The sequence below is a fragment of the Candidatus Flexifilum breve genome, from assembly GCF_016713355.1.
The window spans coordinates 246,602-272,998 of record NZ_JADJPI010000039.1; the positions used below are offsets into that span (position 1 = coordinate 246,602).

The window sequence follows — 26,397 nt, forward strand, 5'->3', positions numbered from 1 at the left end:
GGATGGTTGTATTATACCATGAATCGGCGCACAATGGGATGAATTGAGCGAGTGAGGAGGCATCATGAGCGCGTTGCCCCAAAAGAGTTTCGTCGAGATGACCGAGGAAGAGTACTTGGCATTTGAGCGCGCTAGTCAGTTCAAGCACGAGTTTCGCAATGGTGAAGTGATCGCGATGGTGGGAGCAAGTGAACGCCATACACTGATCGCTGGTAGTACCCATTATTCCCTGTACGGACAGCTTCGTGATCGTCCAATTAAGGTCTATCTAGAGACGATGCGAGTCAAAATCCGGGCAGTAAAAGTAAATACCTATCCAGACATCAGTGTCATCTGCGGCGAGCCTCAATTCGCTGACAGGGAGTTTGATACGCTAATCAATCCCACCCTCATTATCGAAGTATTGTCACCATCCACGGAAACCTATGATCGCGGCAGGAAATTTTCCTATTATCGCGCGTTAGGCTCGCTGCAAGAGTACGTCCTGATCAGCCAAGACAGCCCGCACATTGAACGCTATATCCGTCAAAATCATGATGGTTGGCTGTTGACTGAAGCACAAGGCTTGGAAGCATCCATCGAACTCACTTCGATTGACTGCACCCTAAACCTAGCCGAAGTCTATGAGCAGATCGATTTCACCGATACAGAGCCTTAAGTGCTTCGCGTTTCCGTAAGTTCGCCCGAAAATCCGTGTTGTCGCTGAACTGATCGATGCTGCCGATGAGCGGCTGCTGCGCGATGTGTTTGACCTCGGGATCGGTGATCACCTTGATCAGTGCATCCGCGAAACGGTCACCATGAATCACGTTGAACGGGCGACCATGATAACGCGTCACATCCGTTGGCAGCGGATCGGTCACGCCGAGCGCGTTGTGCAGTTTGGCGATCGTCTCATAAGCGTGGCACAGATGCGCCTCGCGCTGCTGCCAGTGCTGCGCCGAGAGCGCCCGGTGAAAGATCGGCGTGAGGGTCGGCGCGCACGTCAGCCGCGCAAACCCTGTACCGTACCATTTGGGATACGGCGCATAAACCTTCTCCATCAGAAAGCACAGGAACATCAGATCGCGGATGAGGCGCGCAGTGATCACCCGTGAGCCGAGTTCGTCGCCGACTTCACCGCCGCGACCGACAAATGCCTCTTCCTGACCGATGCGCGCCCACCCCGCCGCCAGTAGATACAACCAGACATCGTGCGGAAAATAGGCCAACTGCTGGCGCACGCGCTCCACAGCGCCGAGCCCACTGTACCAGACGCCGCCCGCCGTGAGCACGCGCAGATTCTGCTGCGGGAAAGTGAGCCAGTCGGTGACGTCGAGCGGCGTCACGCCATCCCACTCCAGCGCCTCCTGCAAGAAGTCGCTCAGCGTGCGAATCGAATTGAAATGCGCGACTTCCCCGGCTGTGCGTCCCTCGTCGAAGTGGAGCACCCACGGTTCGCCCGCGTCCGGCGTCATGCTGGTGGCATAGCCGCGAAACCGATGCGGCAGTTCGCGCCTCAGCGCGGCGTCCATCTCTGGCGCACAGCGTGTGTGATCGGCCTCACTCAGAAACAACATGACCCGGCAGCCCCAATGATGATCAGTCGAGCGAGCGGTGTCGAAGCCCAACACCTCTGAGCCGGAACCGATCAGCGCGGCATCGTAGCGGAGATCGGGAAAGTGTGCGTCGAGAATCGGCTTGACGGCTTCCAGATAGTACAAACGGGAGAGCTCAAGACCTTGTATAAATTGCGCCATACGCCATCTTCCCTAAGACTCGGTATAATGTCACCGGACTCCAATAATTAAACTGAGGAAATAGAATGTCGAACGAACGCTTGCAAGAACTGCGCGGGCAAGTTGACGTCATCAACATGCAGATTTTAGAGCTCCTTTCGAAACGTGCCAGCATCGTCACGGAAATCGGGAAGTTGCACACGTCGATGGGGAACGAACATTACGATCCCGAACGCGAAGCGCACATGCTGCAGGCGTTGGAGCAAGCGAACAAGGGGCCGTTCAGCAACGAGACGATCAAGGCGCTGTTCCGCGAAATCTTTCGCGCGTCGCTGGCGATGGAAGAACAGCAGGCGCGTGCCAAAATCCGCGTGCAGCGGAAGTCGAAAGACGAACGCACGGTCATCACGCTGCCCAACGGCGCGGAATTCGGCAGCGGTACGTTCCAGGTCGTCGCCGGACCGTGTGCGGTCGAAAGCTTTGAGCAGGTCGACGAAGTGGCGAAAGCGTTGGCGGCGCGCGGCGTCAAGCTGATGCGCGGCATGGCCTACAAACCGCGCACGTCGCCCTACGAATTCCAGGGCTTAGGCGAACCCGGCCTGCAAATCGCGCGGCAGGTGGCCGACAAATACGGCATGGCCATTTGCAGCGAAATTATGGATCAGAGCCAGATCCCGATGTTCCTCGACTACGTGGATGTGTTGTGGGTGGGCGCGCGCAACATGCAGAACAGCTTCCTGCTCCGGGCGCTCGGCAAGGTCAACAAGCCGATCATCCTGAAGCGCGGGGCGGGCGCGACCCTCGAAGAATTCCTCTACTCGGCGGAATACATCGTGAGCAGCGGCAACCCCAACGTCATGCTGATCGAGCGCGGCATCCGCACCTTCGAAAAGTGGACGCGTAACACGCTCGACATTGGCGGCGTGACCGTGCTCAAGCTGGAGACGCATCTCCCGGTGATTGTCGATATTTCGCATTCGGCGGGGCGGCGCGACATCGCCAATCCGCTGGCGCGCGTGGCACGGGCGAGCGGCGCGGATGCGCTCATGGTCGAAGTGCACCCGAATCCCCCGGTGGCGATGAGCGATGCCAAGCAGCAGCTCACGATCCCCGAATTCAATTCGATGATGGACGAAGTCATGCAGATGGCGTAAGTCTGAGGCCGGAGGACGTTCAAGAGACCATCTGAACATTCGCAATTTCTCGCGTAGGGGCAAGGCGCGCCTTGCCCCTACAGAAGCGAAAACCGTGCGTTATTCGAATGGTTTCTCAAACCCCTCATCCCTACAGTGGGGTCGGTAGCAGCGGACGCAATGAATTGCGTCCCTACAAAAAACGATTTTTCTCTCAGGGCACGCGGCTACACCGCGGCAACCAAAAAACAAACCCATAGTCTTGCGCCTACTTCTTCGTCGTGCCCCCGAGTAAATCCCCCAACCCCAGACCGTCGATAAACTGCTGCGCGAAACCAAACGCACCCGCTGACATGGCGAACGAGAACAGCACCGTCACGATAATGAATACGGCGACACACCCGAAAATACGATTCGACGTGCTGGCCGTGCGCATGAGCACTGCTTCCTCCGGGCGTTCTGGATCGTAGAAGACCTCGATCAGCGCGCCGGTCGGGTACTGATCGACGATCTTCTGCGCGGGGCCGGTCCAGCTCGTGCCCCAGTCCGCACCAAAGCGCACGCGGTTGCTCTCCAGGCGCCGTCCGTTCACCATGTACTCGTACACCACCACCGGGTAGAACGCCGTCGTCGTGCCGCTGCCGCTGCGACTGCGCCGCCGGTCGACGTAGGACATGAGCACGCGCCCCTGCGTCGCCTGCCAGTTTTTGCTGGCGCGGACTTTGCCGCCCGCCCGCAGCGCCATCACCACGAAGACCAGCGCAATGATGATGAAGGGTGTAATCACCAGCGCGGGAATAGCGATACTGGTGAAATTCGGGTCATTCAGCAGTTCGTTGATCGTATCCACTGAAGTTACCTCCGCGTTTACTTCTTGGTCGTGCCGCCGAGCAAATCTCCCAAGCCCAGCCCATTGATGAACTGCTCCGCGAAACCGAACGCACCAAAGGTCATCACGAGCGTGCACAGCACCGAACCAATAATCACGATGGCGATAAACACAAACATGAGGTTCGCCGTGCGCGCTGTGCGCTGCAAAACGGCCTCGGTCGGGTCATTCGGGTTATAGAAGACTTCGACCATCGCGCCGGGCGGGTACTGATCGACGACTTTTTGCGCGGGGCTCGTCCAACCAAAGCCAACATCGCTGCCGAAGCGCACCCGGTTGCTCTGCAAGCGTCGCCCATTCACCATGTACTCGTAGAGCACCACTGGATAGTAAGCGGTCGTCGTACCGCCGCGACTGCTGCGACTCCGGCGCATTTCGATGTCTGAGGCGAGCACACGTCCGGAAGTCGACGGCCAGTTCTTGCTCGCTCGCACTTTGCCGCCCGCCCGCACGACAATGAACAGAAAGACCAGCCCGACGATCAGAAAGGGAATCGACACCAGCAGCGCGATCCCGCCGCCCATCAGGTTCATGTTGTTAAAGAGCTGCGTGATGAAATCCATGCAACGGCCCCCCATATCTCGATGAAAGTTTTACTATATAGAGATTTGAAAATTATCGCTGGATTTCATATTACGAACACGATCATCAGGCGTTAATCTGGTACTGATGTCATAGTCAGCTTGGGGAATTAAGGTAGAAACATCGAGACAAATCGGGGGGAGAGTGCACCATGGCCATTGAACTGTACTGGGACAACGACGAACGGACAGTCATGCTCTGCGAAATCCGCGGCGACTGGACGTGGGAGCAGATGTACGAGACGCTCGGCAAGATCAAGAAGGTGACCGAAAAGGCCACCAGCGTGATCGCCGCGATTATCGACATCAGCGACGGCGCGAGCATCCCCGGCGGTTCGATTCTCACCCCGGCGGCGTTTGACCATGCCAAGAATATGCTCAAGATGGGCGAAAATGGCACCGGCCCCATGGTGATCGTCGGCGCCAGCCCAGTGATCAAGACCGCCTACAAAATGTTCACCGGCATGGCACAGGGCAAGGCGCTGAGCAAGATCGCCTTCACCGATACGACCGATCAAGCGCGCGCGCACCTCACCGAGTATTACCCCACGCGCGTCACCGCATAAAGACGAAATAATTCAACCACAGAGAACACAGAGAACACGGGGAAAAGTTCAAACTATCTCTCCGTGCTCTTAGCGTTCTCTGCGATTCAAATCTCTGCTTTTACTGCTCGGCATTTTCGGAGTCGTGTAGAGTGGGCTGCTTGGCGCTCTCATGCAGGTAGGTGAGCAGTTGTTCGCGCGCCGCTTCGACCATGCGCGCTTCCACCTGCGCCAGCGTCTCACGCGGGATGTGCACCCACAATTCACGTTCGGCGCGCTCGTGATCAAGCATGAGGGCGCGCAGTTCGTCCGGCGTCATCCCGACGCGCGGCGCGATGATGTCGAAAGTTTTGCTGTAGCCATTCGGCTTGACCTGATCGTACATCAGGTCGCCCCACTCGCGCAGCGCGGGCGCGGGCAAAAACGGCAGCCAGTCCCCCGGCGTCGACTCGTGCATGGCCGACCATGAGCGCTCATCCAGTAAGCCAAGATCGCGCTCATCCATACCGATCAGCATGACATGCAGCATCAAAAAGCGCTGCTGCTGAGTCCCCCACTGCCCGTGACCAAAATGGGCGGCGAGCATCTCCATCGTCCACACCTCATCCAGCGTCAGGTGAAAAACGTACCCCGCCAGAAATGCGCGGTGCTCGGCGTCACTTGCCAGCCACAACCGCGGATAACGCATAAGCATCACGCGCCACGGCGTCACCGTGATCGGCTCATCGTAACTGTAAAAGTGCGTATCAGCACGGCGCAGTTTGGCGAGAAAGTGGCCATCAGCGACCACGCTGCCCAGCAGATAAGCGCGCTGGTGTTCGTTGAGGAACTGGCGAGTGGCCTCAGGGATCAGCGGGTCGGTGAGCGCGGCTTGCGCGGCGTATAAATGGGTAAAGGGTGTGGGCATACGACCTTACCAGATGAGTTTAATCAACGCGGAATGATCTAACCTCACCCGCGCCAGCGGAGAAGGGTGACATGGCGAGTGTTGTTGGCTCCCCTCCCTGAATTCGGGGAGGGGCTGGGGGTGGGGTCGATAGAGACGCGACGACATCACGGGCTCGGTTCGGAACAGCTCGGCAGTTCCGACGGATTGCGCGTCCAGTCGCGCCCGTAGAATTCAAGATATTCGGACAGATGCGCGCGCCAATATTCGTCGTCGTGCTCACCGACCGGGTGAATCACGTAGGTATGGGCGATCCCCCGCGAACTCAGGCGGCTGGAGAACAATTGCAGTTCCGTGCCTGCCGGGTCCGCCGCGCCGTTGTCGATGTACATGGCGAGATTCGCATCGGTCAGGAACGGCGTGTTGAGCGCCAGCTCCAGCGGGTTGAAGGCGGGCGGCGCGTTATTCGCGTCAAATGAGGCGCTGTGACCGCCAGCACGCCCGAACACATCCGGGTGGCGCATGGCGATGCTGAACGCCCAGAAGCCGCCGCGCGAAATGCCGCCGATCGCCCGTTGATCGCGGGTGTTGATCGTGCAGAAGTCGCGCTCCACCGCCGGGAGCAGTTCATCCATGAGCACCGTCTCGTACGACGGATCCGGCAGGAAGCTGTTGTCCGCGCCGATACGACCGTAGTCCGGCATGACGAGGATCATCGGCGGGAGCGCGTTCAGGCGAATCCCCTGATCCATCGCCTCGACCACACCAAGTGACGGCCATTCGCGCTCGTCCTGCTGTAAGCCGTGCAGCAAATACACGACCGGGTAGCGTTTCCCCGTTTCGAGGTAACACGGCGGCATATAGACCTGATACGGCAGAGTCGCCCCCGCGGTTTCGCTGCGGAAGTCGTCGAACGCGATCACCTGCCCCCCGTCCTGCGTACAGGGCAGCGCAGTCGGCGGCGGCGTGTTGGTCGGCGTCGAGGTGGGCGGCGGTGTTTCCGTCGGCGGGCGCGTGGCGGTGGGAATCGGCGTGTTCGACGCTTCGGGCGTCACGATGATCACCTGCGGCGTTGGCGTCGGGATCGGCGCGAGTGGATCACAGGCGACAATTAGGAGCAGTACGAGTAGAATAAGCAGGTATCGTGTCATGGTTTTGATTATACCGAAAGGCCCTTGATGACGCTTGATATTCGCGCTTTCCTGTTTGATCTGGACGGGGTGATCACGGACACCGCCGAATTCCATTATCTCTCGTGGAAACGCTTGTGTGAAGAAGAAGGCATCCCGTTCACGCGGGAAGATAACGATCAACTGCGCGGGGTATCCCGCCGCGAAAGCCTCAACCGCATCCTCAAAGCTCGCGCGATTGACGAAGCGACCGCGCAGGCGTGGATGGATCGCAAACAGGGCTACTATCTGCAATATCTCGACACCATCACGCCCGACATGGCGCTGCCGGGGGTGCGTGATCTGCTGCTCGAAGCCAAGAGTCTTGGGATTAAACGGGCGGTCGCCTCGGCGAGCAAAAACGCCAAGCCCGCGCTCGAAAAGCTGGAACTGATCGACCTGTTTGACGCTATTGGCGACGGTTACAGTGTCGTGCACACCAAGCCCGCGCCCGACCTGTTCATCTGGACGGCGGGGCGGCTCGACATTACGCCGACGCAGGGTATTGTGTTTGAGGATGCCGAAGCGGGCATCGACGCCGCGCTCAAGGGCGGCTTCTGGACCATCGGTTTAGGATCGGCGGATGTGAGCCGCGCGCATGTGCGCTTGCCGAACCTCGCCGGGGCGCGCGTCGGGGATTTGCTGGCGAAACTGAGTGAACCTAGCCTGACGTAACCGCCCCGCACGACTCGCGCACGACGAGGCGCGGCGGCAGGAGGATGTGCCGCTCAAATTCCGGCACGTCCTTCAGCACACAGCCGAGCATGCCGATCAATTCCTGCGCGATCATCGCCAAGGGCTGCTGCATCGTCGTCAGCGCGGGGCGAATGTACTGCGTCATGGGCGCATCATCGAAGCCCACCACCGACAAATCATGCCCAACGCGAATTCCGCGCCGCTCGGCCTCATTGATGACGCCAATCGCCATCAAATCGCTGCTGGCGATGATCGCCGTCGGCGGGTCAGGCAGCGTCAGCCAGTAGTCGAGCGCCTCACAGCCGGTGGTGTCACTGTGTTCGCCGCGCACCACATATTCCGGGCGCAGCTCCAAGCCCGCGCGCCGCAAGCCATCGACATACCCGGCATAGCGATAGTCACCGGAGAGCGAACCTTCTTCCCACACGACCGCCGCGATTTTGCGATGCCCAAGGCCGGCCAGATAATCCACGGCATCGGCCACGCCGCGCTGACCATCGACATCCACCCAGTTGAAATCCCACTCGGGATTCGCGCGCCCAAACGAGACAAACGGGAAGCTCTTGTCCATCAGGAATTTGACGCGTGGATCGTCATAGGTGGTACTGCCAACCACGAACGCATCGACGCGTCCCGTGCGGATCAATTCATCGTAGACGGGAATCGGATCGGTGACGGGGAACGTGAAGGTGAGGATATGGTAGCCCGCCGATTCAGCGGCGCGCGCCAGCGAATAGGTGAAGTGTTCCAGCACCGGGTTAACCATATCCGCCGGAACTTCGTGCCACGCATAGCCGATCAGCAGGGTCTGGTTGGAGCGCAGATTGCGGGCGGTGACGTTAGGGCGGTAGCCCGTCTTGCGCACCGCCGACCACACCCGGCGGCGGGTGTCTTCGCTCACCGAGTCGGATTTATCATTGAGGACGTACGAGACGGTCGCGATCGAAACGCCAGCTTCTTTAGCGACATCTTTAATAGTAGTCATGGGTTCTCAAACATTACGGCGGTCAGGTCGACTCTCAATATAACTCCAAAAGATGACAAATGGAATTGAGCCGAAAACTCCCACACCGGGTACATAGCCGACGAACTAAAATCGGTTGCCGAAAGTGTAGGGGCAGACCTATGTGTCTGCCCAATACCGGGCGCACACGTAGGTGCGCCCCTACAGTTGGCTGGCTTTCGAGCCCGGCGCAGCAGACGCCCAGATGCATATCACTACCCGGGAAGGACAATGAATGAGTCGAGCGAGCCATTGAGCGACACATCAAAAATCGGCGTAGAACGACTGCTCCGAGGCTTCATCCGGTTCCGGTGGAGGCTGCTGAATGCCCGCCGCCCATAGGCGATCCTGCACGGCGGCATTCGCCAGCACGGCGACCGCCCCGCCGCTCAACAGCAGCAGGATGGGCGGCACCAGCAAGCCGAGCACGCCAAACACCGTCGCCACCAGCACGATGACCAGCGAAAAGCCGGGGTTTTGCAGCAGCATCACGACGGCATTACGAAACGCGCCGATGAAGGTCGGCTTATCCATCGCGAAGTAGAGCGGATAGGCGAACAACTGTAGGGCGAACCACGTCAGCAGCACAATGATCCACGAGATGCGCAGCGCCAGCGCCAGCAGTCCCGGCGAATTCCAGAACAACAGCAGATTGGTGCCATTCACATAGATCACGGCGAGATTGATGAGCGCCAGCGGAATCCCCTTGCGCCACAGTGCGCGGAAGGTGCTCCAGAACTCGTCCATGGTCACGCCGGGCTGCCGCGGGATCAGGTAGCCGAGGCGAATGAGAGCCATCCATGCGGCGGTGGAGGTCACCAGCGGCAGCGCCAGCAGCAACCAGAGGACATTGCCCCACACGTATAGGTGACTTTGATGATTGAGGCGCTTCACCGCGCGCGCTACGACTTTGAATCCCGCGATCATACTGTGTAATCCTGGACTGCTCACCCCGGCTTGGCGGCGGTTGTCTCATCCCCATTCGTGACTGTTCACCTTCAGGCCGGTTCCAACAGCGTAGGGCGCGTTTCCCCTCTCCCGACAGGGAGGAAAAGGTCCCGGTTGCCGAAAAAAAAAGGACGATAGAAGGCCTACATTCCCTTTCAGCCCCGAGTAACTCACGCCTTCGACGAAGTAGCGCTGGAAGGCGAAGAAGATCACCGCCATCGGGAGCGTCGTAATCACCGCGCCCGCCAAAATCAGGTCGAACTGGAGATCCTGCCCGGAACCGCGCAGGATCGTCAAGCCCATCGGCAGATTATACAGTTCCGTCTTCGTGCCGACGATGATCAAAGCGTCCATGAAATTGTTCCACTGCCCCTGAAAGCTGAAGATCGTCAGGGCGACCAGCGCGGGCGTGGCCATCGGCAGGACAATGCGGAAGAACGTGGTGAAGCGACTCGCGCCGTCGACCGATGCCGCCTCTTCGATCTCTTTCGGGATGCTCTCGAAGAACTGCTTCATGAGCAGAATGCCGAAGGCGTCGGCGCCGAGCACGAAGAAGTAGCCCCAATAGGTGTTGAGCAGCCCCATCTGCTTGAGCATGAGGAAGCGCGGAATGAGCAGCACCACGCCGGGGATCATCAGCGTGCCGAGGACAATGAAGAAGAGTACGCGGTTGCCGGGGAACTTGAAGCGCGCCAGCGCATAGCCCGCCATCGAGTCGAACACGAGACGCAGCACGGTCACCACCACCGAGTAAATTACGGTGTTGAGGAACCAGCGCGGCAGCCCATCGCCCTCACTGAAAATGCGATCATAGCCGCTGGTCGTCGGGCGGAAGGTCGCGCCGCTGACCTGTTCGTCCGCGCTCAGGCGGTCAACGCTGCCATCCGCGGCCGTCCCCTGACACTGCACCCCCGGCAGCACGGGGATAAAGGCCGCCGGATACGCGCTGATCGCGGGTTCGCATTTGAACGAACTCGCCACGGTCATGACGAAAGGCGCGATCTCGATGAAGGCGAAGAAGATGAGCAGCGCATAGCCGACGATCACGAGCACGCGCCGCCAGACAAAGCGGGTTTCGCCCTTCGGCGCGGGGACATTGGCACTGATAGTGGTCATAGAGGTCTCCTTGTGCGCCTAGACATCCGAGCGGTCGCCGCCGACGAAGCGGCGCTGCAAAATCGTCGCGATGAAGATGATCACGAACAGGGTGATGGCGACGGCGGTCGCGCGCCCCATGTTCGGGTCGGTCTCAAACGCCTGATCGTAGACGAGATAGGCGATACTCATCGTCGTCTCGCGCGTGACGTTGGACTGGAGGATGTAGATCTGGTCGAACACCTGAAACGTCCCGATCAAGCCGAGCGTAACGACAAAGAACGTGGTCGGTTTGAGCAGCGGCAGCGTGATTTTACGGAACGTCTGCCACGCCGTCGCGCCGTCGACCTGCGCCGCCTCATATACCTGACTGGGGATATTTTGCAACGCCGCCAGATACACCACCATCATCGTGCCGATGGTCGTCCAGATGGCGAGGATCATGATCGTGAACATGGCGACCGACGGCCCACTCAGCCACTCCCACAGCGAAATCCGGAAGATCTCCGTGTCGCGCAGGAACGGGACACTGTCAGCCGTGATGCCGAAGATTCCGACAATGTTATGGAGTACCCCGCTGTTATCGGTGATCCACGAGACATCCCGAAAGCCGGGGATGATCAGGCGCAGCGCCCCATTGACCGGCCCGGTATTCGAGAACATGAACAGAAAAATCATCGACACGACGATGGACGAAGTGATCGACGGGAAATAGAAGGCCGTACGGAAGAAACTGCGCCCGCGCAGCCAGCGCTGGTTGACGATCACCGCCAGCACGAGGGCAATCGCGGTCTGCGTGGGGATGACGCCGAGCGCGTAGTAAAAAGTGTTTTTGAAGGCGTTATAAAAGTCACTCACGCGGCGACCGCTGATGAGCAGACGTTCGTAATTTTGCAGGCCGACAAAGTCATACGCGCCCGGGTTGGTGAGCGGCGTGCGCCCGTTCCAGTCGGTGAGGCTGAAGTACCCGGCGACGAACAGCGGCACGATCAAAAAGAGCACCAGAATGAGCAAGGCGGGAAACATAAACCCGATGCCCGCTACTGCTTCCTGCCGCTGCGCGTTCGGTTGGGTTTTTGTTTGCTGCTGGGGAGAGGCTGCGGCGGTCGTTGTGGTCATCGCTATCCCTCGTTATCTATATGGAGAGCGGGCGCGTCGCTGCATGTGATCGGGCGCGCCCGGTGGTACAACCGTGTACGCGAGGGGCGCCTCGGGGAGAAGCGCCCACCCACCGCACGTCGAAGATCGTTACTGTTCGGCCTGAATTTCGTTCCAGACTTCCGCAACCGCGTCGAGCGCATCCTGCGCCGTCTGATTGCCCGCCAGCACGTCCGTCGTCGCTTCGCCGAAGGACGTGTTGAAGTCACCAAAGCCGAGCGGGAAGACCGGGGCGACCGCGTAATCAGCGGCGCTCACGAACGGCTGGAATTCTTCACCGCGGGTGGCCAACCACGCTTCGCCACTGCTGGCGCGCGCCGGCATGACACCGAAACCAGCTTCCGCGACGCTCGCCGCGCCTTCTGTGCCGGTCAGGAAGTTGACCAGCGCCCACGCTTCTTCCGGATGTTCCGTGTTCGCGCCGACCGCCCAACCTTCGGTGAAGGTCAGTGAACCATTCATGCCCGCTTCGCTGCCGGGGATTTCCGTGACACCCCAGTTGACATCCGGGAACTGTTCCTGCAGGTAGCCGATGGCCCAGTTGCCTTCAATCGTCATACCAGCAAGACCCTTGCCAAACGCTTCACCGTTCCAGCCGGCGCCGCCGATGTCGCTCGGCAGAGCGCCGATGCCATCACGCACGAAGCTGCTGTAGAAGTCGAGCGCCGCGACGCCCGCTTCGCTGTTGACACCGCTCGAACCGTCTTCATTGGCGATGACGCCGCCATTGCCGTAGAAGAAGGCCAACCAACGGTTGATGTCCGCCGCCGCGCTGAAGCCCGTCACGCCTTCCTGACCGAGACCCGCAATCGCTTCGGCGGCAGCATACATATCCTGCCATGTCCAATCGGCCGTCGGATATTCCACGCCCGCCGCATCGAACAGATCCTTGTTGTAGAACAGCGCCAAGGTCGAGAAGTCCTTCGGCACCGCGTAGACTTCGCCGTCCACCGTGAACGCCTGCAGCAGACCGGGGTAGATGTCTTCCGGCGCTTCGATGGCGTCGCCCGCGGGCATCAGCACGCCGCTGTCGACATACGACGGCACGTCAAACTGACCGACCGTGAACACGTCAGGATAATCGCCGCTGGCCAGCGCCGCCTGAATCTGCGTGCCGTAGTCCGGCGCGATCAGCAGATTAACGTCAATGTTCGGGTTGGCTTCTTCAAACGCCGCGATCTGCGTTTCTTTGAACTGATTTTCCACATCCGACGACGACCCCGTCCAGACTTCCAGGGTGACCTGATCCTGCGCGGAGACCGCGCCCGCCAGCACGAGCAGAGCTGCCAGTGCGACCAACATAAAGGATTTACGCATGAGCAATACCTCCATTAAAGAGACAGAAACTCGCAAAACCACCTCATCGGAGCGATGAGGAGACTAGCGCGGGGTTTTTGACGGTAAACGTCTGTTTCTCACCCCGGTAGTACACTGTGAAAGTGACCGACCGCCAGTGTTCCGGCAGGCGGGGATCGACGGCGGGTTGGCCCGCCGCATCGATATGCAGGCCGCAGAAGCCGAAGACAATCGCCTGCCACACGCCGCCGCAGGCCGCCGCATGGATGCCGTCGCGCACGTTGCCCTTGTTGTCGTGCAGGTCGATGTGCACGGCGTGGTCAAACAGCTCGTAGGCCGTGTCGATCAGGCCGAGCCGCGCCGCAGTCCAGGCGTGCATAGCCGGGCTGAGTGACGAACCGTGATCGCAGCGCGGATAGTAGGTGTTCCAGTTGTTCAGCATGACTTCGCGCACGCTGAAACCCTCCGGCACGCCGATGTGTTCGCCGAGCAGCGCCATCAGCATGACGACATCCGCCTGCTTGATGACCTGCGTCTGGATGGTACGCGCATGTCCGAGCATGGCCTGCACGCTGCCGATGCGCGGCGTGTAGTGCGGCACGGGGATGTATTCCATGTCGAAAAAGCCGGGGAACTGCACATGAATTCCCTCGTTCGTGTCGAAGGGGAGGTACATGCGCTGCGTGATATCCAGCCACAGCGCGAGGCGTTCCGGCGTCAGCTTGAGCGCCTCAACCAGCCGCTGATGATCGGCGGGGGCGTGGGCCTTGAGCCAATCGAGCACGGCGAAGGCCGTCTGCAAGTGCCACACGACCATGCGGTTGACGAACACGCTGTTGTCGATGTTTTCGTGATATTCATCCGGGCCGATCTGCTGTGAGATCTCGAAGCGCCCGTTTTTCTCTTCGACGCGGCTGCCCCAGAAGACCGCCGTATCGAGGATCATCTCCGCGCCGTACTGGGTCAGGAACTCGTCGTCGCCCGTCCAGCGCCAATACTTCTCAATCGCGTAGGCGATATCCGTCGAGATGTGCTGCTCACTGTCGCCCGTCCAGATGCGGATCTTCGTGCCGTCCGGCTGCGGGTCCGACCACTGGGGCGTGGTTTCTTCGCCCGTGTCGGTGCTTTCCCACGGGTACATCGCGCCGTCGTAGCCATTGGCCTGCGCCTTGTGCCGCGCCCCCGGCAGGTTGTGATAGCGGTACATCAGCAGATTGCGCGCCAGCTTGGGCTGCGTGAGCAGCAGCGGCGGCACGCAGAAGAGTTCGGTGTCCCAGAAGACATGCCCCTTATAGCCGAGGCCGGAGAGCGTTTTCGCGCCGATGCTCACACGCTCGTCAAGGCGCGGCGCGGGGATCAGAATGTGATAGGTCGTGAAGCGCAGCGCCCGCTGGGCTTCTTCGTCGCCGTCGATGTGGATGTCGGACGTTTCCCAGTACTTCGCCCACTCGGCCTCGTGGCGAGCGCGGAGTTCTTCATAGCCGACTGAGGCGGCCTCGGCAATTTTGCCCTGCGCCGTCTCCAGCGGGCTCAGCGCGTCGCGGCTGGTGTAGATGCTGCTGAACTTATCCAGCACCACCCAGTCTTCCTGCGCCAGATCGAACGAGGTGACGGTATACGGACGCTTCTCGGTGCTGCCCGTTTGAATGCGGTGCGGGCTGACCAGACGCGAGGCCACGCCGACGATGTACTTCGACTGCTGCGTCTTGAGCTCCACGCCAATGGTATCGCCGCGGTCGTCGAGCGTGAACTCCGGCAGGTAGTGGGGCACCCCGGCGTTGGTCACATCGGCGTCAATGGCGCTCTCCACACGAATGTGCGCGTTCCCATCAACCGCGGTGATGCGCACGCGCTGCGCCAGCACATGAATGTCGTGCAGGCTGGCAAAGCGTTCAAATTCAAGGCGGACGATGTTGCCCGACGGCGCGCGGAACAGGACTTCGCGCGTCAGCACGCCCCGGCGCATGTTCAGCGCGCGGCGGTAGCCCAGCACGATGCCTTCCGGCGGGCGCATGAAATCAGTCGTTTTCGTGATCAGCTTGAACGGCGCGCCGTCGATGTAAATGTTGATCGGCAGCCAGTTCGGGACGTTCACCAGTTCGGGAACGAGCATCCCCGGCGCGTGATCGTACACGCCGTGGACGAGGGTAACAGGGGTATCCCCGGGATAGCCTTCTTCAAAAGCGCCGCGCGTTCCCAGATAGCCATTGCCGATGGTGAACAAGGTTTCGTAATGGAGCAGTTCATCGGGACTGAAATCGAGTTCGACAATTTCCCATAAACGGTCGTGCATCGGGAGGTCTCCTGTGTGATTGTACATCAAAAATGCGTCATGGAGACTTTAACTTAAACGTTTAAACTTAACCACAAGTTATCCCGCATCACGAAGGGAGTCAAGCAGGATTAGGCAGAATGCATAATCTTTCGCGTAACTTAAACCTTTAAGTTTCCAAATAACGCTCAAAGAGTCATAGTTAAAGGTTTTGAAATGCTGGATATTTGTTGTTTGCCACCTTCCCTCACTCTGCGCTAAACTGAGGCTGTAATAGAATCTCCATTTGGTATATTCCCCACTTCATGAGGATTTGGTATGCCCAATGAAACCGTCCTTAATGGACGCTATCGTCTCGTCGCTCAACATGGATCAGGCGGGATGTCCGTAATCTATAAGGCAATCGATCAGGCGTTGGGACGTACAGTCGCAATCAAGATTCTGCGTCCGAGTTTGACAAATGACCCTGCCTTTCTCGCGCGCTTTCGCAATGAAGCACGAAGCGTCGCCAACCTTGCCCATGAAAATATTGTTACCATTTTTGATGTAGGCAGTGATGGCCTCACCCATTACATTGTGATGGAATTTGTTGAAGGTAATGACCTCAAGCGCATCATCAAGACAGATGGAGCTTTACCCATTGAGCGTGTGCTAAAGTTAGGGATTCAGATTTGCGCAGGTATTGGGTTTTCTCACCGCTCAGGGCTAGTGCATGCGGATGTCAAGCCACAAAACATTCTCATCACACGTAATGACACAGTCAAAGTCCTTGATTTCGGTATTGCACAAGCGTTCACTGATACCCAACCACATGGGAAACAAACCGCCGTCTGGGGAAGTCCGCATTATTTCGCACCCGAACAAGCCCAAGGTGAGACTCCAACTCCGGCATCGGACGTGTATTCTATTGGTATAGTCCTGTTCGAAATGCTCACCGGACGTCTACCATATTCGGGAAGTAATCAGCAAGAATTGGGTTTGGCACACATCCGTTCAACTATCCCATTACTCTCCGAGATCGATCCCAATTTACCCGAAGACCTTACTAAAATTGTCCACAAAGTGATGAGCAAAGAACCTAAAGCTCGTTATTGGACAGCGGATCAACTTGGGCAAGTTCTAAGGAGCTATCGTGACCGAGAAACGCAACCTGCCATCATATCGTCAGTTAGAAGCATGCCTCCGCCTCCGCTCGGTATGCGAGTGCCTCCTCAACCGCCAAAAGACAATCTACTCGCTTTGGAGTTCTTCGATCTCTACGGACAAAAACCACACCCACCGACCAAAATATTCATCAGCTACAAAAGCGAAGATCGTCCACTGGTCGAAGGGCTCGCTGGGATGCTCAGTTCGTTTGGGCACGATGTTTGGTACGACAAAAAACTCAAAGGCGGTCAGGATTGGTGGGATGAAATTTGCCGTAACATCCGTGAACGATCAATTATGTTAACTGCCGTTTCTCCAAGTTATTTGACTTCCAAAGCGTGTCGATTGGAATATGAATATGCCTATGCCCTAAGAAGACGTGTACTGCCACTCGAGATCCGCGTCCTCGGGAGCGATGTTCGCAAACTCCCAGTGCAACTTCAACGCAAACAGGTCGTCCGTTGGTTACGCGGAGACTCAGCCGAACTGGTTGCTCTGAACGATGCTTTTGGAAACCTAGAGACTGAGCAATCTCTCCCTGACCCACTGCCGATGCAACCGGAAGCTCCAATAAGTGAGTTGAGTAAGGTCAATGATGTGGTCGACTTAGGGGCAATTGGTGACCTTACGTATCAGATGGGATTGATCGGCGTGCTGCGTGTGCATCTTGCCAGTACTAGAGCCGACGACCAAGCCTTCGCTCGTGAAATCCTTAGCAAACTGCAACACCAAGCAGATCTTAAACTGCCAGTTGCTCGTGAGATCGAGGCGCTTGTCGCCGCATACGACCGAAAATCATCCAACTTTCTGAAGCGCATCTTTAAGCGAAATGACCGCTAACAATGGTAGATTTCCAAAATTACCCCTTGTCAAGCGAGCGGAGCGATGATAATCTATAGACATGTTGCGGGTGTAATTCAGCGGTAGAATGCTTCCTTGCCAAGGAAGATGTCGTGAGTTCGAATCTCATCGCCCGCTCAACCAAACTCCGGTCACACGACCGGAGTTTTTGTTTTCTTAAGCGGTTAGCCGTTAGCGATTAGCCTTTGGCTAAAAGCTCACTGCTAATCGCTTTTTTTGCGCACTTCCTGCTCCCACGGTTTCTTGGATGTCCCCGTGTAGCCGATCTCCCGCATCCGCTCGATCTCCAGCCGTTCGAGCGTGTCGGCGAGCGCGGCATAGTCGCTCTGCGGAATGCGCCGACTCACCCCGCGTTCGTCGCGGTACACATAGCCGATCCCCGCACACCAGCGGCACTCGATCTCGCCGCCTTCGTCTTCATCGTCAACCCAACCATAGCCATCACAGGCCGCACAGCGCACAACCACATTGTCACTCATTGAAAGCCTTTCTCAAGGACTGAGGGCTAAGGACTGAGGACTGAGTGACAAGCTTGCATCTCGATAGCACTCGACCATATCCTTGAGCGCGGCGCGCCTCAGTCCTTTCACCTCAGTCCTGTTTTTTTACCCGCCCGTATTCCCTTCCGGGATTTGCAGCGGCTCGTAGGCCGTCTCTGCCCACCACCACGGATACGGCGCGGTATAGGCATTGAAATACGCGTCGAGGAGACGGCGCACGATGGGCGCGGCAGTTTCCGAACCCTCACGCCCATACTCAACCATCGCCGCGACCGCCACCTGCGGATTATCAGCGGGCGCGTAGGCGACAAACCAGCCGTTCGGTTCGATGCGCCCGGTCTGCGCTGTGCCCGTCTTGGCGCACACGCTGTACGGTGCGATACCCGTGCCCGTATCGTCGTCAAATACGAACCAGGCCGTGCCGATCGGCTGCCCGGTCGTCGTGCCGACCGTCGCCTGCGTGGTGACGGCGCACATTCCCTCGCGGATGAGGGCGAGCGTTTCCGCGCTCAGATTCATCTCTCCAGCGGCTTGCGGCTGTCCCTGAAAGCTGACGTTATCGCCTGCGCCGACCTGCTGCACGACATACGGTGTGTAGAGCGTGCCGCCGTTGGCGATGCCCGCCACCATGCGCGCCATCTGCAAAATCGTGACCTGCGTGTCCGACTGGCCAATAGCCACCGAAATCGCCACATCGGTCGAATTAATCACGGCGAGCTGCCCGGCTGCCTCCGGCACGGATGGATCATAGACCAGCCCGGTCGGGCGCCCCAAGCCCATACGCCGCGAGTAATTGCCTAACGTCGAAAAGCCATCCGGCGTGCGCGTGAGCAGCGCGCCCATCTGATAGAAGAACGGATTGCACGAGGCGGTCAGCGCCTGGCTCATGGTGATTTCGCCCGTGTCAAAGCGGCGCTCTTCCGGCTCCCAGTTGCGCCAGTCATAGCGCACCGGACGCGAGTCGCCGTATTCCGCGCCCTGCCATTCCATCCCACAGTAGAACAGGTCGCTGGGACGCCACGTGTGTTCTTCCGAGGCCGCCGCCAGCGTGATGATCTTAAACGTTGAGCCGGGCGGATACTGATCCTGATACACGCGGTTGGCGAATGGACGGCGTGCATCCGATTGCAGCAAGCCAATTTCCTCGCCCACCAGCAGCGTCGGCGTATCCGGGTTGAAGATGCCGGGGTCAAACGTCGGGTAGCTGGCCATCGCCAGCACGGCGCCCGTGTTCACATCCAGCATGACGATCCCCGCGCCCGGTGAGTGCGCGTCGCCCGCCCAGTTACCCGCCGCCTCGTTGTAGGCATCGGAAAGCGCTTGCGCGGCGGCGCGCTGCAAGTTGTAGTCGAGGGTGAGCGTGACGGGCTGCGGCGCGACGCTCGTCGTGCCCGCCAGCGCGCGAATCGTCAGGCCGCCCGGCTCAATGATTTGCAGCACGCGCTCGGCGCTGCCCGCGAGCGCTTCTTCGTGCAGCGCTTCGATGCCCGTCAAGCCGACCAGGCTGTCGGCGTTGTAGCCACGTTCCGGGTTGACCTCTAACTGCGCGGCGGAGATTTGCCCGACGTAGCCGATCACATGCGAGGCGATGCCGTGACCCGCGTAACGGCGCGTCGTGCGCGAATCCGTGCGGATGTTGCACGCGCTGAGCAGGCTCTCCTGCGCGTTGGTGTAATCGGCGGGGTCGATATCGCCGACGTAGAAGATCGTTTCGGGGTTAGCGCGGCGGGCGTCGACCTCAGCTTGCAAATCGGCGCGGTTCTTGCGCAGCACCGACGCCAATAGGTCAACACAGGCAACCTCGTCGAACATTTCGCTCAACGCCACGTACAGGCTGATGACCTCCGTATCCTGCTCGACAAACGCGATGCCGTTGCGGTCGTAGATGTTGCCACGCGGTTGGCTCACCGCCGCCGAGGTCAGGCGCGTGCCGGGGGCGTAACCCTCGAAAATGTCCATCTGCGTCCACGCGATGCGCCACTGGTTATTCGGCGCTTTGACCACGCGCATCATGCGCCCCGGATCGGTGATGGTGCCGAAGATCGATGAGGTGATCGTCAGATCGTAGCGCACCGTCGCGCTGACGCCCTGCTCGGCGCTTGCACCGAGCGTATAGCTCAGGTTCTGTGTGCCGATGGCGGTATCCGCATTCTCGTAGGTCGTCTCAAAGACTGAATACGAGGTCAGCCCCTGCGAATTGCTGCTCAACAGCGCGTACATCGCCTGATAGTCGCGCGCGTTCCACGCGTCGAGGAAGCTGCGCACGGGGTCCTGCGGCGCGCCCGCCAATTGGATGAGCGGCGCAGCGCCGCCCGTGCCATCGGGCAACGTCACCGTACCGCACGCCGTCAGCACAGCGAGCAGCGCGAACACGCTGAAGCGCAAAAAAGCTCTGGTCACAGTCAAACTCAACCTCTCCCGTTACGCCGAACCCGCGCCAGGCCGTACTTCTGGTCTGTTCAACCTCACCCCGTTTCGCTGCGCTCAACTGCCCCTCTCCCAAGGGCGAGGGGCAAAAACGGCACAACCAGCAGAGTGAAGTCTAGGCCAGTCGAAGCAACTCTACCGCGGCGGCGCAGCGGAATCTTGATCGATGGCGGCTACTATAGCAACGGCGGTCACGCCGCGTCCAGAATCAAAAACGCCCGCACGGGGCGGGCGTCAGGGAAGCGTAGGCTAACGGCTAGAGCACGTCGTTCTTGGGCTTGTCGTCGCCGCGCTTCGGGAAGTCGAAGTCGTCGCGGCGCTTGGTCTCCGGGCGCAGACCCAACCGGTCGCCGAAGAGCATGTACGCGCCGAGCGCGATCAGCAGGAGCGGCAGCCAGTTCCCGCCGAAGATCGGCAGGCCGAAGAAGACGCCAATCGCCAGCACAATCAACGCGTTGTGATCCGACGACCATGGTTTACCCTCGGTGACCGTGCGGATGAGCATCGACAGACCGATGACGAACATGATGCCCGGCCACCAGTATCCCGTGATAAACAGAATCGCCAAGCCGATTAGGAAACTGCCACCGAAGATTTGTTCGGAACGTTGCTTGCTGTTCATCGAAGTTATCCCCCAACTTCTGTTTGACTTTACAAACATCTATACGCGCTAACCAAAATAAAGTTGCATCTGGTCTCCGAAATTTTGACAGTGTGGCATAATTAATCCATGTGACGAAAAGAGACGACTAATGAAAGCTAAAGATCGCCGCATACCCCGACGCAAACATCCCCGTGAGCCGCAGAGCACCTCCACCCTCAGCGGCTTGATCGACATTAGTCGCGTGATCAGCTATAAGCTCGATGATTCGGCGTTGTGGGACACGGTTTACGATCACCTGGCGGCGAATTTCGAGACCTCGTCGTTCTATATTGGCATTTATGACCCGGAGCACGACCTCGTTAATTTGCCGCTCGTGGGCGAAAACGGCCTGCGTGTGGATCACGAACCGATCCCGCTGTGCGGCCTCTCGCGCGCGGTCTTTTTGCATGGCATTGAGTTTTATTTCCGCGATCTCGACGAAGAATGGGAGCGGATCGAATCGCTCGGCATTCAGCTCGATGAGCGCGAACCCGGGCAGCCGGCCAGCTCGTGGATCGGCGTGCCGATTCGCAACCGCCAGAACGAAGTGGTCGGTGTGATCAGCGCGCAGAACTACATGCCGGACAGCTTCACCGACGCCGACATCACCGTGCTCATGGGCTATGCCGCTATGCTCGCGCTGATGTACGACAACCTGCGCCTCGTGCAGTTGGAGCGCGAACGCCGCTTGATCGCCGCCTCGCTGATGGAAATCGCCCAGGTGGTGAGCAGCGCGGCCAACTATGACGATGTGCTCGACCGCATCCTCGACCAGATTCACCGTTTGATCGACTACGACAGCGCGAGCATCCTGCTCGAATCGGCGGGGATAGACAGCGATAAGCTGATCGTGTGCGCGACGCACGATCCCGAGCTGTTCGTCAAAGGTCTAGAAATTCAACTCACCGAACAGAAGCCGATTGGACAGGCGTACCTGTCACAGCAGCCCGTCGTGATCGACGATGCCGCGCCGTATCGGGGGGGCATCTTCAGCCGCGCGCGCTCGTGGCTGATCGCGCCGATGGTGGTGCAGGATCGTGTGATCGGCATCATCATGATCGGCAAGCGCACCCTGCGCGCCTACTCCCAGCACGACGCCAGCACGATCTTCGCGCTGGCGCGGCAGGCGGGCATCGCCGTGGAAAACGCGCGCATGCACGCGCAGGCGCAGGCCAACGTCGAAGTTTATCAGCAGCGCGCGCGCCGTCTCGCGTCGATTCACGAGATCGCCACCGTCATTACCTCATCGCTCGACAAAGACGAAGTGCTCAACGCGACCGCGCGCCTGCTGCAGGAATTGTTCGGCGTGGATCACTGCGGCATCATCCTGCTGGAGTCGGTCGAAAATGGCGAGAAACCGGAACATGGGACGCTGGTCGCCGAATATCCCAAGCGCGATCACGTCGGGCTGCGCTTATCACTGGACGGCAACACGGTGATGGAACGCCTCGGCGAACGCGGCACCGCGCTGGCGGTAGATGATGTCGCCACCGCGGACATCGACGAGCACACGCGCGGACTGCTGACGAATATCGGCACGCGCTCGGTGATGCTCGCCCCGCTCATCGCCCGCGATCAACTGATCGGCAGCATCGGCCTCGACATGTTCTCCCGCGCGCGCAAGTTCACCGAAGAAGAACGTGAAACGCTTATGACAATTGCCGGGCAGGCGGCGATGGCCGTGGTCAATGCCTCACTCTACACCGAAGCGCTGGAGGCCAACCGCCTCAAGAGCATGTTCCTCGCCACAATCAGCCATGAACTGCGCACGCCGCTCAACGCGATCAACGGGTACAGCGAACTGCTGCTCTCCGGCATTTATGGCGACCTGAACAATGATCAGGTCGACCGGGTGGAGCGCGTCAACCGCAGCGGCAAGCATCTGCTCACGCTGATCAACGATCTGCTGGATCTCACGAAGATTGAAGCGGGCGAAGCGCCGTTCAACCCGGTGCCAACGCGCATTTCATACATCATCAAAGAAGTGCTGGATGAAGTCGCGCCGCGCGCCGAAGCCAAACACCTCAGCATCTGCGTCGACGTGACGCCGGAAGAGCGTCCGGTCGCCGCCGACCCGCAGTATCTCCGGCAGATCCTCGTCAACTTGTTGGATAACGCGGTCAAGTTCACGCATGAGGGTTTGATCTGCGTGAATGTTCTCCCGACCCAGTTGGTGACAGCAGGTCAGGCCGAGGCGGCGTTTGCCATTCACGTCAAGGACTCCGGCATTGGCATCGACCCCGCTGACCACAAGATCATCTTCGACAGCTTCCGCCAGGTCGATGGCTCGACGCGCCGCGAGTACGGCGGCACCGGGCTCGGGTTGGCGATCACTAAGCGGCTCGTCGAACTGCAAAGCGGCACGATTCGCGTGGAAAGCGCCCGCGGTCAAGGCAGCACGTTTATCGTCACGCTGCCCGCGCATCCCGAGAAGTAACGCCGCGCAGCGACGCGGACGAACGGCTGGAAGGTCGGGTACGAACGAGATTCTGTATGCGGTAAATTGCCCCATAGAGGTTGTAGGGGCGCACCTGCGTGTGCGCCCTCAGCCGGGCAGACACATAGGTCTGCCCCTACGGCTTGAGCGATTTAGCAGATGGAGCGCTAATACGAATACAACGGCGGCGGGTTGTCGCGCGTAAGCTCGATCCACGCGCGCTGGTAGCGAGCGAGCCGCTCCGCGTCTTTCTCTGCGACGACCGGATTCGCCCGGCGCAGATCCATGTTGTCGAGCAAATCGGCCAGCTTGACCGCCCGCGCCAGCGGATTCGGCTTGAGGCGCTGGATGAATTCCTCGTAGGTCTCGTCGTCGCGCCGCGTGATGGCATCGACCGCCGCGATGATTGTCTCGGAGTAGCCGAGCGCCCGCAGATCGTCCAGCGTGTGATCGGAGTCTTCGATGGTGTCGTGCAGAATCGCCACAAAGCGCGCGTCGTCGGAGGTCATGCGCAGCATGACGCGCAGCGGATGCAGGATGTACGGATTGCCCGCTTTGTCGACCTGCCCGCGGTGCACCTCCGTCGCCCAGATGATCGCCTCTTCGATGGTTGGCATGCTGTGTTTCTCCTCAGGTTGAGACCACATCCCATTTCTAGTATAGCGCTTGACCGACCCCGCTTTCAGGGCTATTATATAAGCAGTGACTAATATATTGATACGTGGTATCAACCATGCAACACACCTACAAAATCGGCGGCATGGACTGCCTGCACTGCGCCCAAACGGTCGAAAAGGGCGTGAGCAGCTTGCAGGGCGTGACGCAGGTCGAAGTGAACCTCAACACCGCGACGCTGAAGTTTGCGGGCAGCATCGCGGAGAACGTGCTGCGCGAACGAGTCGAAGCTTTGGGATATAAGCTGGAAATCCCAACCTCAGAGCGGTATATCCCAACCCCCGGCGGCGTGATCGGCTTCGCGCGCTTCCTGCTCAAGGGCGACACCAGCCGTTTCGCGCTGGCGGGCGGCGCGTTCCTGCTGCTCGGCGCGCTGCTGAGCGTCCTGCAGGTGAGCGAGACGCTCACGAACGTCGTCTTTCTGCTGGCGACCGGGATCGCGCTGTATCCGCTGGCGCGTTCCGGGATCAACAACCTGCTCATCAACCGCGACTTCAACATCAACATGCTGATGACCATTGCGGCGGTCGGCGCGGCGCTGATCGGCGAGACGGCGGAGGCGGCCACCGTCGTCTTCCTATTCACCATCGGCGAGTCGCTGGAAGGCTACACCAGCGAACGCGCCCGTGAGAGCATTCGCTCGCTGATGACGCTCGTGCCGCCGACGGCGATCCGCCTGACGGACAACCAACAAACGGTTGTGCCCGTCGACGAACTGCAGATCGGCGACACTATTCTGATCAAGCCGGGCGAACGCCTGCCCATGGACGGCGTGATTCTGGCGGGCGAATCCAGCCTCGACCAAGCGCCCGTCACCGGGGAGAGCGTCCCTGTGTACAAGACGGTCGGCGCAGAGGTCTACGCCGGGACGATCAATGGGAGCGGCGCGCTCGACATGCAGGTGACGCGCCGCGCGGCGGATAACACCATCGCGCGGATCATCCGCATGGTGGAAGAAGCGCAGAGTGTGCGCGCGCCGAGCCAAACGCTGGTGGATCGCTTCGCGCGGGTGTACACGCCTGCGGTGGTGCTGGTCGCGCTGGTGATCGCGCTCGCGCCGCCGCTGCTGTTCAACGCGCCGTTCCTCGACCCCGGCGATGGCACGCACGGTTGGTTGTACCGCGCGCTCTCCCTGCTGGTGATCGCCTGCCCGTGCGCGCTGGTGATCAGCACGCCCGTGACGGTCATCACGGCGATCACGGCGGCGGCACGGCGTGGTGTGCTCATCAAGGGCGGCGCGCATCTGGAGATGTTGGGCAAGGTCAAAGCGGTCGCCTTCGACAAAACCGGCACACTCACGCGCGGTCAGCCGAGCGTCACCGCGACGCACGCGCTCGACTGTGAGACGGGTGCAGAGTGTCCCCGCTGCGATGATGTGCTGGCGCTGGCCAATGCGGTCGAAACCAAGAGCGCGCATCCACTGGCGCGCGCCGTAGTCGATGCGGCGGCACAACGCGGCGTCGCGACGGCCTACGCCCCCGCCGAAGCGGTCGCCTCGCTGGCGGGACGCGGCGTGCAGGGGCGCGTGGACGGCAAGCTGATCACGGTGGGCAGCCATGCGCTGTTCGATGCGCAGTACCCGCATGATCCGGCACTGTGCGCCGAAGTGGCCGCCGTCGAAGGGCGCGGTCAAACGACCATGCTCATCGCCGAGGATCAGCGCGTGCGCGGTTACATCAGCGTGGAAGATACGCCCCGACCGGAAAGCGCCGCCGTACTGCGCGATCTGCGCGCGCTCGGCCAACACACGATCATGCTCACCGGGGACAATGCCGCCGTCGCCCGCGCCATTGCGGACAAAATCGGCGTGGAGGACGTACGCGCCGATCTGCTGCCCGAAGACAAGGTCGCGGCAGTGGGGGATCTGCTGGCAAAATACGAAACGGTCGCCATGATCGGCGATGGCATCAACGATACGCCCGCCTTAGCGCGCGCCTCGGTCGGCGTGGCGATGGGCGGCGCGGGCAGCGCGCAGGCGCTCGAAACGGCCGATGTCGCGCTGATGGGCGACGACCTGACCGGGCTGCCGTTCGTGCTGCGGCTGGCGCGGTTCGCGCGCCGTTTGATCGTGCAGAATATCGCCGCCAGCGTGGGGATCAAGATCGCGTTTGTGCTGCTGGCGCTGTTCGGCGCGACCTCGCTGTGGCTGGCGATCCTCGCGGATGTCGGCATGCTGCTCGTCGTCACGTTGAACGGGATGCGTCCGCTGCGCTATAAAGCGTAATTCAACCTCATTTTCCAGCGCGGGGGGGGGGGGGGAAAGGGGGAGGGACAAGCCCTCCCCTCACCTTCCTGTGAGGGGCTGATTAGAACCGCACG

At 59.9% G+C, this 26,397-nt stretch carries 22 protein-coding genes and 1 tRNA gene; 8 read left to right on the forward strand and 15 right to left on the reverse strand.

What is annotated here, in order from left to right; translation table 11 throughout:
- Nucleotides 1–64 precede the first annotated feature (64 nt).
- Entirely contained in the window at nt 65–658 is a 594-nt protein-coding gene (locus IPK17_RS37515; protein ID WP_343422867.1) for a Uma2 family endonuclease, read from the forward strand.
- Here the strand turns inward: IPK17_RS37515 and IPK17_RS37520 are convergent.
- Nucleotides 639–1,739, reverse strand: coding sequence for a DUF4037 domain-containing protein (locus IPK17_RS37520; RefSeq protein WP_343422868.1), 1,101 nt, complete (start codon nt 1,737–1,739; stop codon nt 639–641). The two genes, IPK17_RS37515 and IPK17_RS37520, sit on opposite strands and share 20 nt — an antisense overlap.
- A 65-nt stretch (nt 1,740–1,804) precedes the next feature.
- Here IPK17_RS37520 and IPK17_RS37525 point away from each other — a divergent pair, with 65 nt between their 5' ends.
- On the forward strand, nt 1,805–2,872 hold the full coding sequence (locus IPK17_RS37525; protein ID WP_343422869.1) for a bifunctional 3-deoxy-7-phosphoheptulonate synthase/chorismate mutase: 1,068 nt from the start codon (nt 1,805–1,807) through the stop codon (nt 2,870–2,872).
- A gap of 247 nt (nt 2,873–3,119) precedes the next feature.
- Here the strand turns inward: IPK17_RS37525 and IPK17_RS37530 are convergent, their stop codons facing one another.
- Entirely contained in the window at nt 3,120–3,701 is a 582-nt protein-coding gene (locus tag IPK17_RS37530) for a DUF3592 domain-containing protein (RefSeq protein WP_343422870.1), read from the reverse strand.
- A 17-nt stretch (nt 3,702–3,718) separates the two neighbouring features.
- Nucleotides 3,719–4,303, reverse strand: a complete 585-nt coding sequence (locus IPK17_RS37535; protein ID WP_343422871.1) for a DUF3592 domain-containing protein — start codon at nt 4,301–4,303, stop codon at nt 3,719–3,721.
- Between the two features lie 170 nt (nt 4,304–4,473).
- On the opposite strand from IPK17_RS37535, the gene IPK17_RS37540 reads away from it, so the two are divergent.
- Complete coding sequence (locus IPK17_RS37540) at nt 4,474–4,887, forward strand: hypothetical protein (protein ID WP_343422872.1); 414 nt, start codon at nt 4,474–4,476, stop codon at nt 4,885–4,887.
- 100 nt (nt 4,888–4,987) lie between these two features.
- On the opposite strand, the gene IPK17_RS37545 is transcribed toward IPK17_RS37540, so the two are convergent.
- Nucleotides 4,988–5,773, reverse strand: a complete 786-nt coding sequence (locus IPK17_RS37545) for a hypothetical protein (protein ID WP_343422873.1) — start codon at nt 5,771–5,773, stop codon at nt 4,988–4,990.
- Nucleotides 5,774–5,919: 146 nt separating this feature from the next.
- On the reverse strand, nt 5,920–6,903 hold the full coding sequence (locus tag IPK17_RS37550) for an alpha/beta hydrolase (protein ID WP_343422874.1): 984 nt from the start codon (nt 6,901–6,903) through the stop codon (nt 5,920–5,922).
- Between the two features lie 27 nt (nt 6,904–6,930).
- Between IPK17_RS37550 and pgmB the strand changes: the two genes are divergently transcribed.
- Complete coding sequence (gene pgmB / locus IPK17_RS37555; RefSeq protein ID WP_343422875.1) at nt 6,931–7,596, forward strand: beta-phosphoglucomutase; 666 nt, start codon at nt 6,931–6,933, stop codon at nt 7,594–7,596.
- On the opposite strand, the gene IPK17_RS37560 is transcribed toward pgmB, so the two are convergent.
- The 6 genes from IPK17_RS37560 to IPK17_RS37585 all read right to left on the reverse strand — a co-directional run bounded on the left by IPK17_RS37560 (nt 7,583) and on the right by IPK17_RS37585 (nt 15,410).
- A complete protein-coding gene (locus tag IPK17_RS37560; RefSeq protein ID WP_343422876.1) occupies nt 7,583–8,602 on the reverse strand; it encodes a LacI family DNA-binding transcriptional regulator in 1,020 nt (339 codons plus the stop codon). The genes pgmB and IPK17_RS37560 overlap by 14 nt on opposite strands.
- 282 nt (nt 8,603–8,884) lie before the next feature.
- Nucleotides 8,885–9,547, reverse strand: coding sequence for a hypothetical protein (locus IPK17_RS37565; protein WP_343422877.1), 663 nt, complete (start codon nt 9,545–9,547; stop codon nt 8,885–8,887).
- Between the two features lie 45 nt (nt 9,548–9,592).
- On the reverse strand, nt 9,593–10,684 hold the full coding sequence (locus IPK17_RS37570) for a carbohydrate ABC transporter permease (RefSeq protein WP_343422878.1): 1,092 nt from the start codon (nt 10,682–10,684) through the stop codon (nt 9,593–9,595).
- 18 nt (nt 10,685–10,702) lie between these two features.
- On the reverse strand, nt 10,703–11,782 hold the full coding sequence (locus IPK17_RS37575) for a carbohydrate ABC transporter permease (RefSeq protein ID WP_343422879.1): 1,080 nt from the start codon (nt 11,780–11,782) through the stop codon (nt 10,703–10,705).
- 129 nt (nt 11,783–11,911) lie between these two features.
- Nucleotides 11,912–13,138, reverse strand: coding sequence for an ABC transporter substrate-binding protein (locus tag IPK17_RS37580; RefSeq protein WP_343422880.1), 1,227 nt, complete (start codon nt 13,136–13,138; stop codon nt 11,912–11,914).
- Between the two features lie 43 nt (nt 13,139–13,181).
- The gene (locus tag IPK17_RS37585; RefSeq protein ID WP_343422881.1) at nt 13,182–15,410 is read right to left on the reverse strand and encodes a glycoside hydrolase family 65 protein; all 2,229 of its coding nucleotides are present in this window, start codon (nt 15,408–15,410) and stop codon (nt 13,182–13,184) included.
- Nucleotides 15,411–15,707: 297 nt separating this feature from the next.
- Between IPK17_RS37585 and IPK17_RS37590 the strand changes: the two genes are divergently transcribed.
- Both IPK17_RS37590 and IPK17_RS37595 read left to right on the forward strand, forming a co-directional pair.
- Entirely contained in the window at nt 15,708–17,375 is a 1,668-nt protein-coding gene (locus IPK17_RS37590) for a protein kinase domain-containing protein (RefSeq protein ID WP_343422882.1), read from the forward strand.
- A 66-nt stretch (nt 17,376–17,441) separates the two neighbouring features.
- A tRNA-Gly gene (locus IPK17_RS37595) sits at nt 17,442–17,513 on the forward strand.
- Between the two features lie 86 nt (nt 17,514–17,599).
- On the opposite strand, the gene IPK17_RS37600 is transcribed toward IPK17_RS37595, so the two are convergent.
- The 3 genes from IPK17_RS37600 to IPK17_RS37610 all read right to left on the reverse strand — a co-directional run bounded on the left by IPK17_RS37600 (nt 17,600) and on the right by IPK17_RS37610 (nt 20,945).
- Complete coding sequence (locus tag IPK17_RS37600; protein WP_343422883.1) at nt 17,600–17,875, reverse strand: hypothetical protein; 276 nt, start codon at nt 17,873–17,875, stop codon at nt 17,600–17,602.
- 126 nt (nt 17,876–18,001) lie between these two features.
- A complete protein-coding gene (locus tag IPK17_RS37605; protein ID WP_343422884.1) occupies nt 18,002–20,296 on the reverse strand; it encodes a penicillin-binding transpeptidase domain-containing protein in 2,295 nt (764 codons plus the stop codon).
- Nucleotides 20,297–20,579: 283 nt separating this feature from the next.
- The gene (locus IPK17_RS37610; protein ID WP_343422885.1) at nt 20,580–20,945 is read right to left on the reverse strand and encodes a hypothetical protein; all 366 of its coding nucleotides are present in this window, start codon (nt 20,943–20,945) and stop codon (nt 20,580–20,582) included.
- Between the two features lie 130 nt (nt 20,946–21,075).
- Here IPK17_RS37610 and IPK17_RS37615 point away from each other — a divergent pair, with 130 nt between their 5' ends.
- Entirely contained in the window at nt 21,076–23,403 is a 2,328-nt protein-coding gene (locus IPK17_RS37615; protein ID WP_343422886.1) for a sensor histidine kinase, read from the forward strand.
- Between the two features lie 167 nt (nt 23,404–23,570).
- On the opposite strand, the gene IPK17_RS37620 is transcribed toward IPK17_RS37615, so the two are convergent.
- Nucleotides 23,571–24,020, reverse strand: coding sequence for a GTP pyrophosphokinase (locus IPK17_RS37620; RefSeq protein ID WP_343422887.1), 450 nt, complete (start codon nt 24,018–24,020; stop codon nt 23,571–23,573).
- Between the two features lie 116 nt (nt 24,021–24,136).
- Between IPK17_RS37620 and IPK17_RS37625 the strand changes: the two genes are divergently transcribed.
- Complete coding sequence (locus IPK17_RS37625; RefSeq protein WP_343422888.1) at nt 24,137–26,302, forward strand: heavy metal translocating P-type ATPase; 2,166 nt, start codon at nt 24,137–24,139, stop codon at nt 26,300–26,302.
- The last annotated feature ends 95 nt before the right edge of the window (nt 26,303–26,397 follow it).

Coding starts and splice junctions, on each gene's coding strand:
- IPK17_RS37540 (WP_343422872.1), top strand. CDS start 4,474: ATGGCCATTGAACTGTACTGGGACAACGACGAACGGACAGTCATGCTC.
- IPK17_RS37570 (WP_343422878.1), bottom strand. CDS start 10,684: ATGACCACTATCAGTGCCAATGTCCCCGCGCCGAAGGGCGAAACCCGC.
- IPK17_RS37550 (WP_343422874.1), bottom strand. CDS start 6,903: ATGACACGATACCTGCTTATTCTACTCGTACTGCTCCTAATTGTCGCC.
- IPK17_RS37590 (WP_343422882.1), top strand. CDS start 15,708: ATGCCCAATGAAACCGTCCTTAATGGACGCTATCGTCTCGTCGCTCAA.
- IPK17_RS37620 (WP_343422887.1), bottom strand. CDS start 24,020: ATGCCAACCATCGAAGAGGCGATCATCTGGGCGACGGAGGTGCACCGC.
- IPK17_RS37580 (WP_343422880.1), bottom strand. CDS start 13,138: ATGCGTAAATCCTTTATGTTGGTCGCACTGGCAGCTCTGCTCGTGCTG.
- IPK17_RS37525 (WP_343422869.1), top strand. CDS start 1,805: ATGTCGAACGAACGCTTGCAAGAACTGCGCGGGCAAGTTGACGTCATC.
- IPK17_RS37545 (WP_343422873.1), bottom strand. CDS start 5,773: ATGCCCACACCCTTTACCCATTTATACGCCGCGCAAGCCGCGCTCACC.
- IPK17_RS37585 (WP_343422881.1), bottom strand. CDS start 15,410: ATGCACGACCGTTTATGGGAAATTGTCGAACTCGATTTCAGTCCCGAT.
- IPK17_RS37610 (WP_343422885.1), bottom strand. CDS start 20,945: ATGAACAGCAAGCAACGTTCCGAACAAATCTTCGGTGGCAGTTTCCTA.
- pgmB (WP_343422875.1), top strand. CDS start 6,931: ATGACGCTTGATATTCGCGCTTTCCTGTTTGATCTGGACGGGGTGATC.
- IPK17_RS37600 (WP_343422883.1), bottom strand. CDS start 17,875: ATGAGTGACAATGTGGTTGTGCGCTGTGCGGCCTGTGATGGCTATGGT.
- IPK17_RS37575 (WP_343422879.1), bottom strand. CDS start 11,782: ATGACCACAACGACCGCCGCAGCCTCTCCCCAGCAGCAAACAAAAACC.
- IPK17_RS37515 (WP_343422867.1), top strand. CDS start 65: ATGAGCGCGTTGCCCCAAAAGAGTTTCGTCGAGATGACCGAGGAAGAG.
- IPK17_RS37565 (WP_343422877.1), bottom strand. CDS start 9,547: ATGATCGCGGGATTCAAAGTCGTAGCGCGCGCGGTGAAGCGCCTCAAT.
- IPK17_RS37535 (WP_343422871.1), bottom strand. CDS start 4,303: ATGGATTTCATCACGCAGCTCTTTAACAACATGAACCTGATGGGCGGC.
- IPK17_RS37560 (WP_343422876.1), bottom strand. CDS start 8,602: ATGACTACTATTAAAGATGTCGCTAAAGAAGCTGGCGTTTCGATCGCG.
- IPK17_RS37625 (WP_343422888.1), top strand. CDS start 24,137: ATGCAACACACCTACAAAATCGGCGGCATGGACTGCCTGCACTGCGCC.
- IPK17_RS37520 (WP_343422868.1), bottom strand. CDS start 1,739: ATGGCGCAATTTATACAAGGTCTTGAGCTCTCCCGTTTGTACTATCTG.
- IPK17_RS37615 (WP_343422886.1), top strand. CDS start 21,076: ATGAAAGCTAAAGATCGCCGCATACCCCGACGCAAACATCCCCGTGAG.